The sequence below is a fragment of the Halomonas sp. KM-1 genome, from assembly GCF_000246875.1.
GTDB classification, from domain to species: domain Bacteria; phylum Pseudomonadota; class Gammaproteobacteria; order Pseudomonadales; family Halomonadaceae; genus Halomonas; species Halomonas aerodenitrificans.
This window is the reverse complement of the sequence record NZ_BAEU01000058.1, coordinates 130,370-145,913: the sequence shown is the minus strand read 5'-3', so window position 1 is coordinate 145,913 and position 15,544 is coordinate 130,370. Positions and strand designations below refer to the sequence as shown.

Here is a 15,544-nt window from a genome sequence, read left to right as displayed (position 1 = left end):
TGCTCCACGCCCAGCGCCTGGGCCTCACGGTGCCGCAAAGAATTGCTATCGCCGGCTTCAACGGGCTGCCCATCGGCCAGCACATCACCCCGCGCCTGACTACCATTCGCTCCCCGCGCCAGGCCATGGGCGAACTCGCCGCCACGGCGGTGATTCGCCGCCTCGAGGGCCAGCGCGTAGTACGCCGACAGCACGACGTGGGCTTCGAGCTGCTGGTGGGAGATAGCACCTGAGACCACACCGCGTCGCCACTTGGTCAATGCAGTAGGGGCAGCCTATGCTGAAGCCACGTTTCCGTGCAGGCAGCCCGCATGTCCCGCAAGGTGCTTCTCGTTCTCGCCGCTCTGGTGACACTCGCCCTGCTGGGCTTCCTCTGGGGCTGGCTGGCCGCGCACGACCTGTTCGACGCCAACACCCTCTTCACCCTGCTACAAGGCTCGCTGGCCTGGCGCGATGCGCCCTGGGCCGGCGTGGTGGTGGTGGCGGCCTTTCTCGCCGCCTCGCTGACCCTGTTCCCGCTGAGCGTGCTGGTGGTGCTGGCGGGCCTGATGTTCGGCCCGTGGTGGGGATTCTTCTATTCGCTGATCGGCACACTGGTCGGCTCGATAGCGACCTACTGGCTGGGCCGCAGGCTCGGGCGCGATGCCCTGCTGTACTATGGCGGCACGCGCCTGATCAGCATGTCGCGTTATCTGGCCGGGCACGGGATACGCACCATGACCGTGCTCAACCTGCTGCCCCTGGCCCCCTTCACCCTCACCAATCTGCTGGCCGGCGCTTTCCACATCCGCTTTCGCGATTACATGCTCGGCACCTTCATTGGCGCCACGCCGGGGCTGGCCGGCATCATCCTGCTCAGCAGCCAGCTCGGCACCCTGCTGACCGCCGAGGACCGCCGCGAGCTGGCTTGGGCGGCCGCCGGCATCGTTCTCGCCCTGGCGCTGCTTTACGGACTCAAGCGCTATGCGGATGCGCGACAGCGCCGCCGCCGCGCCTGACCCCCGGTTGTCCGGCGCCGGGCATAGGCGGCACCCGCTCAGGCATCCGCTCCTCGAGAAACGCCACGAAGGCACGCAGGCGTGCCGGCACGTGACGGCGCTGCTGATAGACGGCATGGAAGTCGGCCGAGATGCCCCGCCACTGCGGCAGCAGCTCGACCAGCTTGCCGCTGGCCAGGTGCTCATGCACGTCCCACCAGGAGCGCAGCGCCACACCGTGGCCATCGAGCGCCATCTGCACGATCACTTCGCCGTCGTTGCTGGCCAGGGGGCCCGCTATCTTGACCGCCTGCTCGCGCAGCGGGTCGTCGCGATGCTGAAAGCGCCACACGGCGTAGTCGCTGTCGTTCTCGCGCAGGATCAGACAGGGGTGTGCGGCAAGTTCCGCCGGGGTCGTCAGCGCTGCCATGCGCGCCATGTAGCCGGGGGCGGCACATAGCACCCGCCGGTTGGCCAGGATGCGCCGCGCCACCAGGCGCGAATCGGGCGGCTCACCGACGCGAATGCCGACGTCGAAGCCCTGCTCGCCGAGGCTCAACGGATAGTTGGTGAGCTCGAGCACGCCCTCGACGCCGGGATTGAGGGTACAGAACGCCGACAGCAGCGGCGCCACGTGGCGGCGGCCGAAGCCGAAGGTGGCGTTCACCTTGAGCGGCCCCGAGAGTGCCGCCTGCTGTTCGCCGAGGGCCTCTTCCAGCTCGGAGAGCTCTTCGAGGATCGCCGAGCCACGGGTGAGATAGCGCTCCCCTTCCGCCGTCAGCGTCAGGCGCCGCGTGGTGCGGCTGGCCAGCTCGACGCCCAGGCGCGCCTCGAGCTGCTTGAGGCGCTTGCTCACCGCCGACAGCGAGAGACCCAGCTCCCGCGCCGTGGCCGTCAGGCTACCCGCCAGGGCCAGCTGGCGGAAGAAAACCAGGTCGTCGAGCTGAGCCATACGACTCTCCACTTTCAGTCAACAATACATTTCCATATAGCCTGATTATTCTCACCAAGCCAAGGGCTAGACTGGGGACAGCCAAAGATTCGGAGGAAGCACTCATGTTCGAGGGATTCCGCACGTTCGACATCGCCTGCGGCGACATCAACATCCATGGCCGCATCGGCGGCTCGGGACCACCGCTGCTGCTGCTCCACGGTCACCCCCAGAGTCATGTGATCTGGCACCGTCTGGCCGAACCGCTGGCAAGCCGCTTCACGGTGGTGGCCACCGACCTGCGTGGCTATGGCGATTCGTCCAAGCCACCCGGCGAGCCGGATCACGCCAACTACAGCAAGCGCGCCATGGCCGAGGATCAGGTCGCGGTGATGCGTGAGCTGGGCTTCGAACGCTTCTTGCTGTGCGGCCACGACCGCGGTGGACGCGTCGCCCACCGCCTGGTCATGGATCACCCGGACAGGGTGGAAAAGCTGATGCTGCTCGATATTGCCCCCACGCTTGCTATGTACGAGCAAACCGACCGTACCTTCGCCACCGCCTACTTCCACTGGTTCTTTCTGATCCAGCCCTCGCCGCTGCCGGAAACCCTGATCGAGGCTTCACCCAACGACTACATCATCCGCACCATGGGCGGGCGGCATGCCAGCCTCGACGCCTTCGATCCGGCAGCCATCGCCGAGTACCAGCGCTGCCTGGCCCAGCCCGGCGCCGCCCATGCCCTGTGCGAGGACTATCGCGCCTCGAACGCCATCGACCTGGAACACGACCGCGCCGACCGTGAAGCGGGACGCCGTATCGCCTGCCCGGTCAGCGTGCTGTGGGGCAAGCACGGCATCATCGAGCGTTGCTTCGACCCACTGGCGGAATGGCGCGCCGTGGCCGAACGGGTCGAGGGCGAGGCCCTGCCCTGCGGCCATTACATCCCCGAGGAGGCGCCAGAGGCCCTGCTCGACCGTATCAACCATTTCATGACCCACGCCTGACCAACACCACCCGAGGAACCCACCATGACCCATCGTATCGCTGTCATTCCCGGCGACGGCATCGGCAACGAAGTGATGCCGGAAGGCCTGCGCGTGCTCGAAGCCGTTGCCAAGCGCTTCGACATCGACCTCTCCTTCGAACACTTCGACTTCGCCTGCTGCGACTACTACGCCAAGCACGGCAAGATGATGCCCGACGACTGGTTCGAGCAGCTCAAGGACTTCGACGCCATCTTCTACGGCGCGGTGGGCTGGCCCGACACGGTACCGGATCACATCTCGCTGTGGGGCTCGCTGCTGCAGTTCCGCCGTCAGTTCGACCAGTACATCAACCTGCGTCCGTGCAAGCTGCTGCCAGGGATCAAGAGTCCGCTGGCCGACCGCAAGCCCGGCGACATCGACTTCTACGTGGTGCGCGAGAACACCGAGGGCGAGTACTCCAGCGTCGGCGGCAAGATGTTCGAGGGCACCGAGCGTGAGGTGGTGATCCAGGAGACGGTGATGACCCGTCACGGTACCGACCGGGTGCTCAAGTTCGCCTTCGAGCTGGCCCAGAGCCGGCCGCGGAAGAAGCTCACCTCGGCCACCAAGTCCAACGGCATCGCCATCACCATGCCGTGGTGGGACGAGCGGGTCGTGGCCATGTCGGACAACTATCCCGAGGTCAGCGTCGACAAGTTCCACATCGACATCCTCACCGCCAACTTCGTCATGCATCCCGACTGGTTCGACGTGGTGGTGGCCAGTAACCTGTTCGGCGACATCCTCTCCGACCTGGGCCCGGCCTGTACCGGTACCATCGGTGTGGCGCCCTCGGCCAACATCAACCCCGAGGGCACCTTCCCCAGCCTGTTCGAGCCGGTCCACGGCAGCGCTCCGGACATCGCCGGCAAGGGCATCGCCAACCCCATCGGCCAGATCTGGTCCGGCGCCATGATGCTCGAGCATCTGGGCCACAAGGAGGCCGCCGACGCCATCGTCGACGCCTTCGAGGCGGTACTGACGGAGGCCAACCCTGCCGTGCTGACGCCGGACATTCGCGGCCAGGGCACCACCCAGACACTGGGCCAGGCCATTGCCGAGCGGGTTGCCGGCTAGAACAAACTCCTTTATTGACCTGCATCAAGATAGCGCGAGAATCCAGAGGCGAGTCCTGCGGAAAAGACATAGGTTATAAGCATATAACAACAATCACATCAGACCTATCCCGCAGGAGACTCGCCTCCCATGTCCCGACACGATTCCGCCTCTTCATGCCTGGATCGCCGCCAGTTCCTGAAATATGGCGCTGGCGTCGGTACGGCCGGGCTGCTCTATGCAACAGGCCTTCAGGCCCGCCCCCTCTCGACCAACGTCCGCATCGTCATCCTCGGTGGTGGTGCCGGTGGCTTGGCCATGGCCAATCGGTTATCGCGCCGTCTGGATGGAGCCCGCATCAGCCTGGTCGAGCCCCGTGAGATACACCACTATCAGCCGGGCTGGACCCTGGTGGCCTCAGGCGTCTGGCGCCCAGAGAAGACCATGCGGCCGAACGCCCGATTCGTGCCGAATGGCGTCGACTGGGTGCGCCAGCCCGCCGCCGGCATCGATGCCGCCAATCGCCGGGTCGAGCTGGGAGACGGCGCATGGCTCGACTACGACTATCTGATTGTCGCCACCGGACTGCAGCTCAACTACCAGCTAATCGACGGAATGTCGCCCGAGCTGGTCGGCAGCCACGGCATCGGCAGCGTCTATGCCAGCATCGAAGGTGCCGTCCGCACACGAGATGCCATCGACACCTGGATCGCCCAGGGCAGCGGCAAAGGCATCTTCACCGCGGCCCCGACCCCGGTGAAGTGCGCCGGGGCCCCGCTCAAGATGACCTTCACCACCCTCTCCCGCCTCGAGGCGAGCGGGCGGCGCAATGCCTTCCAGGTGGAGTTCATGGCGCCCGGGGCGGCGCTCTTCACCCAGCCCTACATCAACGACTTCGTCAAACAGCGCTTCGACGATCAGGGGGTGACTCGTCGCCACCATTATCGGCTCTCCGCCATCGACCCGCAGGCACGCGAGGCGGAATTCACCTTCGTCGGCCCCGACAGCGAATTCACCTCGCACCATGAATTGCGCGAAGCGGAGTTCTCCCGCGAGGGCGAGCGCAAGGTGGTGACCGACTACGACTTCATTCACGTGGTGCCGCCGATGAGCGCGCCGGACTTCGTCAAGGCCAGCGACCTGATCGCTCAGGACGGCCCCTTCCGCGGCGAGTGGCTGGACGTGGACATCAACACTCTGCAGCACAACCGCTACCCCGAGGTGTTCGGCATCGGCGACGTGATCGGCGCCCCAATCAACAAGACGGCGGCCAGCGTCAAGGCCCAGGCCCCGGTGGTCGAGGCCAACCTGCTGGCGCAGCTGCAGGGTCAGGCGCTGCCGCGCCGCCACAACGGCTACACCTCCTGCCCAATGATCACGGGCATCGGCAAGGCGATGCTGGTGGAGTTCGGCTACGACGACAACTTCGCCTTCCTGCCCTCCTTCCCCTTCATCGATCCCAAGGATGAATCCTGGGTCGCGTGGGTCATGAAGGATCGCATGCTGCAACCCGCCTACTACGCGGTGCTGGAAGGCCAGGCCTGAGGAGAATCGACATGACCATTACTGGCGCTCTGACCATTCTGTGGTACGCCCTGGCCCCCTTCCTGTGGCTGATGGCAGCCGGCGTGGCGCTGCTGGTAGCCGTGCAGGTGCTGGCCCACCTGCGCGGCTACCGCATTCTCGGTTACCGTTGCCTGGCAGCCAATCTGGCCGCGGTCGCAGCGGGACTATCCGGGCTGTGGTGGATTCCGCTCTTCACCCACTCCCGGCTGGCTTATGTTGCCAGCGTATTCGACTGGATTGCGTTAATTGGCGCCCTGGCCGGCCTGGCCGCAGTCGCCTGGCTGCTGCTGCATCCGCTCAGTTATCTGCTGCGCAGCAGGTCAGCAAGGCACGCCTGACCCACCCTCGTACACCCCAAGCCGGCCGGTACCCTGGCCGGCTTGCACTCGCACCTGGCTATGCATGGCCCGTATGGCCATCCCCGCCAATGTCGTTGAGGTTTGTTCACAGCCGGGGTTTCAGCCGGAAAGAAACAAAGCCTCTCCACGGTGAGTGTCTGCCTGACATTTTGTTTCCGATCGTAAGCCACGGCCAGTCATGCAGATTCTTCGTCTAGCCTGATGAGTGCAAGCTCGAGAGGGCAACGCGCAACAAAAGGAGGCACGGCATGAAAAGGACAGCAATTGCCATTGCAGTAGGCGCCCTGAGCACCGGACTCAGCCACGGCGTCCTTGCCCAGGACGTCCAGGACGAGGATCCGCAGCACCATTTGGGCGAACCGCAGCAGATGACCGATGAGGACGCCCAGGGCCAGGAGCAGTTCGACGAAGAGCAGGCGGGCGAACCGGGCGAGACCGGCTTCGATCCCCATGGTCAGGGCCAGCAGCCATACGCTGACGACAACGAATTCGACAACGACGAGTTCGAGAATACAGAGTTCGAGGACGAGGAAGAGGAGATCGGCACTGCCGACGATACCGATGATGACGACGGTCTGGATGAGGATACCCAGGTAGAAGCCAGTCCGGGCGAGACCGACGTCGAGGTCGACCAGGAGCCGGCCGAGATCGAGGTCGAGCAGGAGCCGCCTGAGGTCACCGTCGAGCAGCAATCGCCCGATGTGACCATCGAGCAGCCCGAGCCCGACGTCGAAGTCGATCAGGCCGAGCCGGATGTGACCGTCGAGCAGGAAGGCGAAGCGGACGTTCAGGTCGAGGAGGCCGAGGATGCCAGCGCCGAGATCCGCCAGCAGGACGACGAAGCCACCGAGGAAGAGCGCGACCAGGACGGCATATTCGATGACGACCAGAACGGCCAGGATCAGGCCGCACAGGATCAGGTCGGTCAGCAGCAGATGGACATGCAGGTCAGCGATCTCGAAGGTCGCGACATCGTTACCCAGGACGGCGATGAAGTGGGTGACGTCGAGCGAGTGGTGCGCGACACCCAAAGCAACGAAACCTACGTGATCGTCAGCGAGGGCGGCTTCCTTGGCTTTGGCGGCGACGAAGCGGCCTACCCGATCGAAAACCTGGAGATTCGCTCCGAAGGCGAGCTGATTCTGCAATCACAGAGCGGTGAGCGCTCCGTCGACGATTTCGAACAGGACAATCTCGAAGAGCTGGACGGTGACGAGCGCCTGATGGAAGACGATCAGAACATGAACTGATCCAATCGCCCGGCATCGGCCACCGAGCCGAGACCGATAAGGCGCGGCCCAGGCCGCGCCTTCTTGTTACCGTTTTAAATGCCTGCTGAGGGCCAGTCTCACGCGGCCAGCTTGGCCGCCTCTATCTCATGCGGCCAGCTTGGCCGCCTCAATCTCACGCGGCCAGCTTGGCCGCCACTTGGGCAACGCTGCGCCCCTGCAGCCTGGCAAGCTCCAGTTCGTGCTCGGTGGGCTGGCGCGAGCCATCCGCCCCGGCTAGCGTCGAGGCACCGTAGGGCGAGCCGCCCTGAACGCTGGAGATGTCGAACTGCGACTCGAGCCCGTAGCCCACCGGCAGAATCAGCATGCCCTGGTGGGCCAGGGTGGTCCACGACGTGAGAATGGTGGTTTCGTTGCCGCCGCCGGTGCCGGTCGAGGTGAACACGCTGCCCACCTTGCCACGCAGCGCCCCCTTGGCCCACAGGCCTCCGGTCTGGTCGAGGAAGTTGCGCATCTGCCCGGTCATGTTGCCGAAGCGGGTCGGGGTGCCGAAGATCACCGCATCGTAATCGGCCAGTTCCTGGGGCGTGGCCTCCGGCGTGTCGAAGGTCTTGCCGCCCGCCTTGGCAAAGGTTTCAGGGTCCATGGTTTCGGGTACGCGCTTGACGTCGACCTCCACGCCATCGACCTGCCTGGCTCCCTCGGCGACGGCTTGGGCCATGGTGTGGATATGGCCATACATCGAATGGTAGAGCACGAGTACCTTGGTCATCGTTCACCTCCTGTACATGAGCGCTAGGGAAACGACATCAGCCAAGCTGATGACAATCGTCAGGGTAGAAGGCAGGGCGGTGAAGAAAAGCAAAGCTTTTAGCACGTCAGGTTCGATTTCATCGACCGGTGCGCTGCCAGACACCGGCCAGCACGCGCACCTTTCCGGCTGCCAGGTTGTCGCGCAGGTTGCGCCCCATCATGGCAAAATCATCACCGAAGATCAGTGCCGGCCCCGGCAGCGCCCGGGCCGTCTGCTGCGTGCCGCTTTCGCCTTTGGCCCTGGTCTCACGCCAGCTCAGGGCGGCCTGCGTCACGTCCTCGATGGCGAGCGGCTCGAAGCCCGCCAGGGTCAGGGCCCGCTCCAGCTGCTCGCGGCTGCGCAGATGGCTGTTGGCGGGAGTGCGCGCCCAGGGTACGGGCAGCGCCAGCGGCTCGGAATTGTCGCCGGCCACCACCTCGTGCAGCAGCACCCGCCCGCCGGGCATCAGCAAACGCCGCCACTCGGCCAGCACCCGCGGCACCTGGGGCATGTTCATCAGCGCATGCTGACACCACACCACCTCGATGCTGCTTGTCGTCAGCGGCACGCTGGCGGCATCGCCACACACGAAGCGGGTGCGCCCGGCCAGTCCGGTGGCTCTGCTCAGCCAGCGTGCCACCTCGACGAAGGCGGCAGTGATATCGATGCCTACCACATCGCAGTCGTATTCGGCGGCCAGCAGACGGCTGGCGCCACCGGTACCGCAGCCGACGTCGAGCACCCGCTCGCCGCCCTGTATTTTCCCCCTCTCTGCCAGAGCGCGACTGGCACTGCGCCCACCGAGATGCAGCTGATCGATACCGGCGATGTCGTCGACACTCAGGCATTCGGGATCCCGCCCGGCGGCCAGGAAAGCCTCGCGCAGACGCACCTGCAGGGGGTGGCCTTGGCTGGCGCTGGCCGCATCGTAGTGGTCGTCGAGACGGCCGCCATGGCCGAACGAAACGTTACCCTGGGCAGTTGGCATGGCTGGCTCCTCGCCGTCAAAATGGTTCAGGCAGCTTAGACCCTGCCCGCCCGCGCCCACATTGGGCAAAGGTCGGCACGCAGGAGTCGTTTTCAATATCGCACCTGGGCTTTCACTAGCCCGACGCCCGTGCTTGAGATAATGCCCCGTCCGCAGGAAGGTAAGCGAGGACCCACAGCCCTGGACGCAGCATGTTGTCGGAATGGATCGAACTCAGCCTCGAAAATGCCTGCCCCGCGTCACACAGCGGTCGCCTGCGCGGCGGTCGCTATACGCTTCTCGCACCGGGTATCCTCGAGCTGACGCCTACCGAATGCCGCGAGACGGCGCGCGCCTGCGTGTTCTCGGTGGGCATCCACGGCAACGAAACGGCCCCCATCGAGTTGCTCGGCAGCTGCCTGGCCCGCATCGAAGCGGGGCTGCTGCCGCTGGGTGCCCCGGTGCTGGTGATCCTGGGCAATCTCGAGGCCATCCGCCGCGCTGAGCGCTACGTGAACACCAATCTCAACCGCCTGTTTCGTCGCGATCTTGACGAGACCGGCATGGAGCCGGACCGCGCCCGACAGCTGATGAGCGTCGTGGACGATTTCTACGCCCGTCATTCCGGTCGCGAGCGACTGCACTACGACCTGCACACGGCGATCCGCGACAGCCGCTTCCCGCGCTTCGTGGTCGAGCCCTTCGCCGATACCCCGATCCGCCCCGAGCAGTGGCGCTGGCTGGCTGAGGCCGGCATCCAGGCGGTGCTGCACCAGCACCGGCACAGCTGGACCTTTTCCCACTACTCCAAGCATTACCATCAGGCCCAAGCCTTCACCCTGGAGCTGGGGCGCGCCCTGCCCTTCGGCCACAACGATCTGGCTGCCCTGGCCCCCATGGCACGTCTTCTCGAAGCCCTGCTGGAAGGGCGCGAGCCGCGAGGCGCCGATCCGACACGTATGACGTTCTTCCGCGTCGCCCATGAGCTGATGCGGCAGTCACAGGACTTCCGCCTGTGCTTTCCCGACGACACGCCGAACTTCACCGAATTCGCTCCCGGCACGCGGCTCGCCGAAGATGCCAGCGCCGGCCCTTGCATCGTCCAGGACGAACCGCTGAGCGTGGTCTTCCCCAACGCGGCGGTGGAGCTCGGCGCCCGCGCCGCCCTGCTGGCCCGCCCTGTCACGCCGCCCGGCTAGCAACAGGGAAAAAGACCCCAAGCCCCAAACGCTTCAGAAATATTTTTTGCGATACAACAATAATCAGGAGCCTTTTGATGCTTTCCTTGTCTCACTTCCTCGACCATCGTCGCATGACGCGGGCTTTGCCTCCCTCTGCCCAAAGCCCTCAGGCCTGTTAGAATCGCCCCTTTTTCGTGCCTGCCCGATTGAACCGGCCCGTCGCCACCGGCGACCCGTCCCGACCTGGAGCCCGTCCCATGGCCGATACCCCGATTCCACTCGAAGTGCGCAACATCAAGAAGCGCTTCGGCGACACCGAAGTCCTCAAGGGCCTCTCCCTCGAGGCCAGAAAGGGCGACGTGATCACCCTGATAGGAGCCTCCGGCTCCGGCAAGAGCACCTTCCTGCGCTGCATGAACCTGCTGGAGCAGCCCGACGAGGGCGACCTGATCGTGCACGGTGAGGAGATCCGCTTCAAGCACACCAAACACGGTCGCGAACCCGCCGACTGGAAGCAGGTGGTGCGCATGCGCGCCCGCCTTTCCATGGTGTTCCAGAGCTTCAACCTGTGGTCGCACATGACCCTGCTGGAGAACATCATCGAGGCCCCCATCCATGTGCTCGGCAAGCCGAAGAAGGAGGCTATCGAGCACGCCCGCGCCCTGCTCGAGAGGGTCGGCCTGACCGCTCGGGCGGATGCCTATCCAGCGCAGATGTCGGGCGGCCAACAACAGCGCGGTGCCATTGCCCGGGCGCTGGCCATGGATCCCGAAGTGATGCTGTTCGACGAGCCCACCTCGGCGCTGGATCCGGAACTGGTCGGCGACGTGCTCAAGGTCATGCGCGACCTGGCCGAGGAAGGCCGCACCATGGTGGTGGTGACCCATGAGATGGGCTTCGCCCGCGACGTCTCCAGTCAGGTCATCTACCTGCACCAGGGGCTCGTCGAAGAAGCCGGCCCGCCCCAGGAGGTACTGGTCAATCCCACCTCACCCCGGCTCAAGCAGTTCCTGGCGCCGAAGTATTGAGGGTTCCCGCATGATCGATCTACATGGCTACGGGCCGCGACTGCTGGAAGGTGCCGGCGTCACCCTCCAGCTCGCCGTGCTGTCGCTGATTCTCGCCCTGATACTGGGACTGCTCACTGCCAGCGCCAAGATGTCGCGCAACTGGCTGCTGCACAAGGTGGCCACGCTCTACACCACAGTGATTCGTGGCGTTCCCGACCTGGTTCTGATGCTGCTGCTGTTCTTCGGCGGCCAGATGGCGCTCAACGTCGCCACCGATGCCATCTACGACCGCTTCGGGGTGGACTGGTACATCAACCTCAACGCCTTCGCCGCCGGGGTGCTCACCATCGGTTTCATCTTCGGCGCCTACATGGGCGAGACCTTCCGCGGCGCCTTCATGGCCGTGGAGCACGGCCAGATCGAGGCCGGCAAGGCCTACGGCATGAGCCCCTGGCTGGTGTTCCGGCGCATCCGCTTCCCGCAGATGATGCGCCACGCCCTGCCGGGCATCTCCAACAATTGGATGGTACTGCTCAAGACCACCGCGCTGGTCTCGGTGATCGGGCTCTCGGACATGGTACGCGTGGCCGCCGAAGCCTCCCGCGCCACCCACGAGCCGTTTACCTTCCTGATCCCGGTGGCCATCGTCTATCTGCTCATCGCCAGCGTGTCGGAGTGGATGTTCGCCCGGCTGCAGAAGCGCTACAACGTCGGCTTCGGAGGGCACTGAGATGACAGAATTGACCTGGCTCAACGAGCTGCTCGCCGGCAACCGCATCTTCACCCCGCAGACCATCGGCTACTACTGGGACGGGCTGGTGCTCACCACCCAACTGGTGTTCCTGTCGCTGGTCGCCGGTCTGGTACTGGCGATACCGCTGGCCATCGGGCGCAGCTCGAGCCGTCGCTGGATCAGCCTGCCGATCTATGCCTACACCTATGTGTTTCGCGGCACGCCGCTGCTGATCCAGCTCTACATCATCTACTACGGTGTGGTGTTCTTCGACGGCATTCAGCAGACCTTTCTCTGGCCGCTCCTGCGCGAGGCCTTCTATCCGGCACTGATCGCCTTCACCCTCAACACGGCGGCCTACAGCACCGAGATCTTCCGCGGTGCGATCAAGGCCACCCCGCGGGGCGAAATCGAAGCGGCCAAGGCCTACGGCATGTCGCAGGGGCTGATGATGCGGCGCATCGTGCTGCCCAGCGCCTTCCGCCGCGCCCTGCCGGCCTACGGCAACGAAGTGATCTTCATGCTGCATGCCAGCGCCATCGCCAGCGTGGTCACGCTGATGGACATCACCGGCGCGGCACGCTTCGTCTATGCGCGCTTCTATGCGCCGTTCGAGGCCTTCCTGTTCGCGGCGGCGATCTACCTCTGCCTGACCTTCGCCATCCTCTACTTCTTCCGCTATCTGGAGAAAAGGCTGTTGGCACACCTCAAGCCCCAGAGCGGCAATTGAACAACGTCAAACAGGCGTTGGAAAAAGCTCACCCCGGGGCTTTCGACCCCGGCGTGGCTGCGCTAAATTCAGGCGCGACGTCACCGAAACGGTGCCGAACGAAAACAAAGGGAAACGAAACATGAAAAAACTGCTGACAGTATCCCTGCTGGGTGTGGCCCTCGCAGCCGGTACCGCCCAGGCCCGCGATTACGATCACGTGCGCTTCGGCGTCGACGTACCCTACGAGCCGATGGAGTACCGCACCCCGGACGGCGAGCTGACCGGCTTCGACATCGACCTGGGTAACGCCCTGTGTGAGCAGATGGGCATCACCTGCGAGTGGATCGAGCAGGAGTGGGACGGCATCATCCCCGGCCTGCTGGCGCGCAATTACGACGCCATCATGTCCTCGATGACCATCAACGACGAGCGCCGCCAGACCCTGCTCTTCTCCGATCCCTACATCACCATTCCGGGTGCCTGGTTCGCCCCCGCCGGTAGCGATGTCGAAGAGATCAACGAAGAGACCCTGGCCGGCAAGAGCATCGGCGTGCAGCGTGGTACCACCTTCGACAGCTACGTCACCGACAACTACGGCCGCGTAGCCAACGTCAGCCGCTACTCCACCGCCGACGACATGGTGCTCGACCTCCAGGCCCAGCGTCTGGACCTGGTATTCCTCGAGTTCATCGTCGGTCAGGCTACCCTGCTCGACAACCACAGAGGTGAGTTCGAGGTGGTCGGCGAGATGGTCACCGAGCCGGAAGAGTACTTCGGCGAGGGCTTCGGCATCGCCTTCCGTCCCCGTGACGAGGCCCTGGCCCAGCGCTTCAACGAGGCCCTGGCCACGCTGAAGGAAGACGGCACCTACGACGAGATCTACCAGCGCTATTTCGGCGAAGAGTAAGCTCGGCGAAGCGTCAGCGCTCGTGCGCCGCGCCCCTGGGCGCGGCGCCTCCAACCAAGACAATAACAAGGGATTGTCATGAAGAACGCTTTCCTTGCCTCGCTGGCCGGCATCGTGCTGGTTTTCGGCCAGGCACATGCCCGTGACAGCTACGATCACGTCCGCTTCGGCGTCGACGTGCCCTACGAGCCCATGCAGTACCGCACCCCAGCTGGCGAGTTGACCGGCTTCGACATCGACCTGGGTAATGCTTTGTGCGAACAGATGGGTATCACCTGCGAGTGGATCGAGCAGCAGTGGGACGGCATCATTCCCGGGCTGATGGCGCGCAACTACGACGCCATCATGTCCTCGATGACCATCAACGAGGAGCGCCGCGCTCAGGTGTTGTTCTCCGATGCGTACTTTACGCCGCCCTCGGCGTGGTTCGGCCCCGTCGATACCGATATCGAGATGCCCTCGGAGGAGAGCCTGGCCGGGCGCACCCTGGGCGTCCAGCGCGGCACCCTGCAGGACAGCTACGCCACCGACTTCTACGGCGACGTGGCCTCTGTACGCCGCTACTCGAGCGTGGACGACATGCTGCTGGACATGGAGTCGGGCCGTCTCGACCTGGTCTTCGTCAACTATCCGGTGGGCAAGACCACCCTGCTCGACAGCGAGCGGGGAGAGTATCGCGTGGTCGGCGAGATGATTCGCGAGCCCTACGAGTATTTCGGCGACGGTATCGCGATCGCCTTCCGCCCCCGCGATGAAGCCTTGGCCGAGCGCTTCAACGAAGCGCTGGCGGCACTCAAGGAAGACGGTACCTACGACGAGATCCACGACCGCTATTTCACGGACTAGATCTTTACGGACTCGATCTTCATAGAGTAGATCGCCGCTCACCCGCCGTGGTATGGCGGGTGTATCGACGCGGCTAGCCGCGCCGTATCAGGATTCCGCGTCCGGCGAAGAAACGCTCGAACACCGCAGGCGCGAGGCGGGCGTCCGCCTGATTCGCTCCGGGCAAACCGGAGGGATTGTGGAAGCGCAGACGCCCGCTCTCGTCACGGCCGAAGAGATAGACCAGGTGGCCGCCCCGCTGCGGCGGGTCCTGCTCGGGGGTGCGAATCGATGGGTGCACCGAGGCGATGACGCGATGCCCCTCGTCCAACCATCCGGCCAACCGCTCGGCCTCGACGTGCTCCACGACCTCGGCCTGCAGCGCGTGACGCTCCCTCAGCAGTTGCACCAGGGGCCGGTAGTAGAGGCCCTTGATGCCCGCCTCCGAAACCACGTAACCACCGACCTCCCGGCATCTTTCGAGCAGCTCGAACAGGGTCGCCCGCTCTCCACACAGCTCCTCGAGCAGCATCTTGGTGCAGGCCATGCCACAGATGTGCGAGGCCCAGCGCGCGTACGCTTCAGCGCTGGGTGCGCCGGACTCGGCCCAGCGGGGATCGTCGACGGCGTGCAGGCGTCCGGCCAGCAGGTCGGGAATACGCTCGTTGGAAACCCACTGAGAGTAATAGGCAGGAACATCCCTGTTCGACATCGGTGTCTCTCGATCAATGGCCCTTGTGGTGGCCCGGTACGTGACTCGACTCCCGCGGCTCCACGAGCCGTTCCGCCACCGGCTGGGCCAGTTCCTGGAGAATACCGCAGTGGCTGGAGTCGGTCTCACCGTTGCAGCGCGAGCGCAGGGTGACGAGAGCCTCACGCAGCGCCTGAAGCTGCTCAATGCGCGCCTCGACGTGAGCCAGATGCTCGTCGATCAAGCCGTTCACCGCGTTGCACGGCTGCCGCGGACGGTCGTGATAGTCGAGCAGGGTGCGGATCTCCTCCAGCGTCATGTCCAGCGTGCGACAGTGACGAATGAAGCGCAGCCGCTCGGCATGGGGCTCCGCATAGAGGCGATAGTTGCCGCTGGAGCGGGCGGGCTCGGGCAGCAGCCCCTCACGCTCGTAGTAGCGGATGGTTTCCACCGCGCAGCCGATGCGGGTGGCCAGCTCACCGATTTTCATACCAAGCCTCGCATGTACTTCGGAAACACTCGAGAAATTGGCGCCCCTAACTTGACTCTGTAGCTACTACAGGGTGTGTCATCAGCCTA

Annotated in this window: 18 protein-coding genes; 13 read left to right on the top strand and 5 right to left on the bottom strand. The window is 64.7% G+C overall.

What is annotated here, in order from left to right:
- Window positions 1-233 (top strand): substrate-binding domain-containing protein (locus B8115_RS06230; RefSeq protein ID WP_010626904.1); only part of this gene is annotated, 233 nt, incomplete at its 5' end.
- 78 nt (window positions 234-311) lie between these two features.
- Window positions 312-998, top strand: coding sequence for a TVP38/TMEM64 family protein (locus tag B8115_RS06225; protein WP_010626903.1), 687 nt, complete (start codon window positions 312-314; stop codon window positions 996-998).
- Here B8115_RS06225 and B8115_RS06220 read toward each other — a convergent pair.
- Window positions 955-1,929, bottom strand: a complete 975-nt coding sequence (locus B8115_RS06220) for a LysR family transcriptional regulator (RefSeq protein WP_010626902.1) — start codon at window positions 1,927-1,929, stop codon at window positions 955-957. The genes B8115_RS06225 and B8115_RS06220 overlap by 44 nt on opposite strands.
- A gap of 104 nt (window positions 1,930-2,033) precedes the next feature.
- Here B8115_RS06220 and B8115_RS06215 point away from each other — a divergent pair, with 104 nt between their 5' ends.
- The 5 genes from B8115_RS06215 (at window position 2,034) to B8115_RS06195 (ending at window position 7,167) form a co-directional block, all read left to right on the top strand.
- On the top strand, window positions 2,034-2,915 hold the full coding sequence (locus tag B8115_RS06215) for an alpha/beta fold hydrolase (protein ID WP_010626901.1): 882 nt from the start codon (window positions 2,034-2,036) through the stop codon (window positions 2,913-2,915).
- Between the two features lie 24 nt (window positions 2,916-2,939).
- On the top strand, window positions 2,940-4,013 hold the full coding sequence (locus B8115_RS06210) for a tartrate dehydrogenase (RefSeq protein ID WP_010626900.1): 1,074 nt from the start codon (window positions 2,940-2,942) through the stop codon (window positions 4,011-4,013).
- 129 nt (window positions 4,014-4,142) lie between these two features.
- Window positions 4,143-5,537: an NAD(P)/FAD-dependent oxidoreductase gene (locus B8115_RS06205; protein ID WP_010626899.1), complete on the top strand. Its 1,395-nt coding sequence runs from the start codon at window positions 4,143-4,145 to the stop codon at window positions 5,535-5,537.
- Between the two features lie 11 nt (window positions 5,538-5,548).
- Window positions 5,549-5,896 (top strand): DUF5368 family protein, encoded by a 348-nt coding sequence (locus tag B8115_RS06200; RefSeq protein WP_010626898.1) that lies wholly within the window; start codon window positions 5,549-5,551, stop codon window positions 5,894-5,896.
- Between the two features lie 269 nt (window positions 5,897-6,165).
- Complete coding sequence (locus tag B8115_RS06195) at window positions 6,166-7,167, top strand: PRC-barrel domain-containing protein (protein ID WP_010626897.1); 1,002 nt, start codon at window positions 6,166-6,168, stop codon at window positions 7,165-7,167.
- 154 nt (window positions 7,168-7,321) lie between these two features.
- Here B8115_RS06195 and wrbA read toward each other — a convergent pair whose 3' ends face one another.
- Complete coding sequence (wrbA, locus tag B8115_RS06190) at window positions 7,322-7,918, bottom strand: NAD(P)H:quinone oxidoreductase (RefSeq protein WP_010626896.1); 597 nt, start codon at window positions 7,916-7,918, stop codon at window positions 7,322-7,324.
- Between the two features lie 118 nt (window positions 7,919-8,036).
- A complete protein-coding gene (locus tag B8115_RS06185) occupies window positions 8,037-8,927 on the bottom strand; it encodes a class I SAM-dependent methyltransferase (protein WP_010626895.1) in 891 nt (296 codons plus the stop codon).
- A 191-nt stretch (window positions 8,928-9,118) separates the two neighbouring features.
- Here B8115_RS06185 and B8115_RS06180 point away from each other — a divergent pair, with 191 nt between their 5' ends.
- The 6 genes from B8115_RS06180 (at window position 9,119) to B8115_RS06155 (ending at window position 14,295) form a co-directional block, all read left to right on the top strand.
- On the top strand, window positions 9,119-10,105 hold the full coding sequence (locus B8115_RS06180) for a succinylglutamate desuccinylase (protein WP_010626894.1): 987 nt from the start codon (window positions 9,119-9,121) through the stop codon (window positions 10,103-10,105).
- Window positions 10,106-10,344: 239 nt separating this feature from the next.
- Complete coding sequence (locus B8115_RS06175) at window positions 10,345-11,115, top strand: ABC transporter ATP-binding protein (RefSeq protein WP_010626893.1); 771 nt, start codon at window positions 10,345-10,347, stop codon at window positions 11,113-11,115.
- 10 nt (window positions 11,116-11,125) lie between these two features.
- Window positions 11,126-11,827: an ABC transporter permease gene (locus B8115_RS06170; protein WP_010626892.1), complete on the top strand. Its 702-nt coding sequence runs from the start codon at window positions 11,126-11,128 to the stop codon at window positions 11,825-11,827.
- A gap of 1 nt (window position 11,828) precedes the next feature.
- Entirely contained in the window at window positions 11,829-12,560 is a 732-nt protein-coding gene (locus tag B8115_RS06165) for an ABC transporter permease (RefSeq protein ID WP_010626891.1), read from the top strand.
- A 121-nt stretch (window positions 12,561-12,681) separates the two neighbouring features.
- Entirely contained in the window at window positions 12,682-13,449 is a 768-nt protein-coding gene (locus tag B8115_RS06160; RefSeq protein WP_010626890.1) for a transporter substrate-binding domain-containing protein, read from the top strand.
- A 78-nt stretch (window positions 13,450-13,527) separates the two neighbouring features.
- Window positions 13,528-14,295 carry a transporter substrate-binding domain-containing protein gene (locus tag B8115_RS06155; protein WP_010626889.1) on the top strand — a complete coding sequence of 256 codons (768 nt, stop codon included), beginning with the start codon at window positions 13,528-13,530 and terminating at the stop codon, window positions 14,293-14,295.
- Window positions 14,296-14,368: 73 nt separating this feature from the next.
- Here the strand turns inward: B8115_RS06155 and B8115_RS06150 are convergent, their stop codons facing one another.
- Window positions 14,369-14,986: a C39 family peptidase gene (locus B8115_RS06150; protein ID WP_010626888.1), complete on the bottom strand. Its 618-nt coding sequence runs from the start codon at window positions 14,984-14,986 to the stop codon at window positions 14,369-14,371.
- Window positions 14,987-14,999: 13 nt separating this feature from the next.
- Complete coding sequence (cadR, locus tag B8115_RS06145; protein ID WP_010626887.1) at window positions 15,000-15,455, bottom strand: Cd(II)/Pb(II)-responsive transcriptional regulator; 456 nt, start codon at window positions 15,453-15,455, stop codon at window positions 15,000-15,002.
- Window positions 15,456-15,544: the final 89 nt, after the last annotated feature.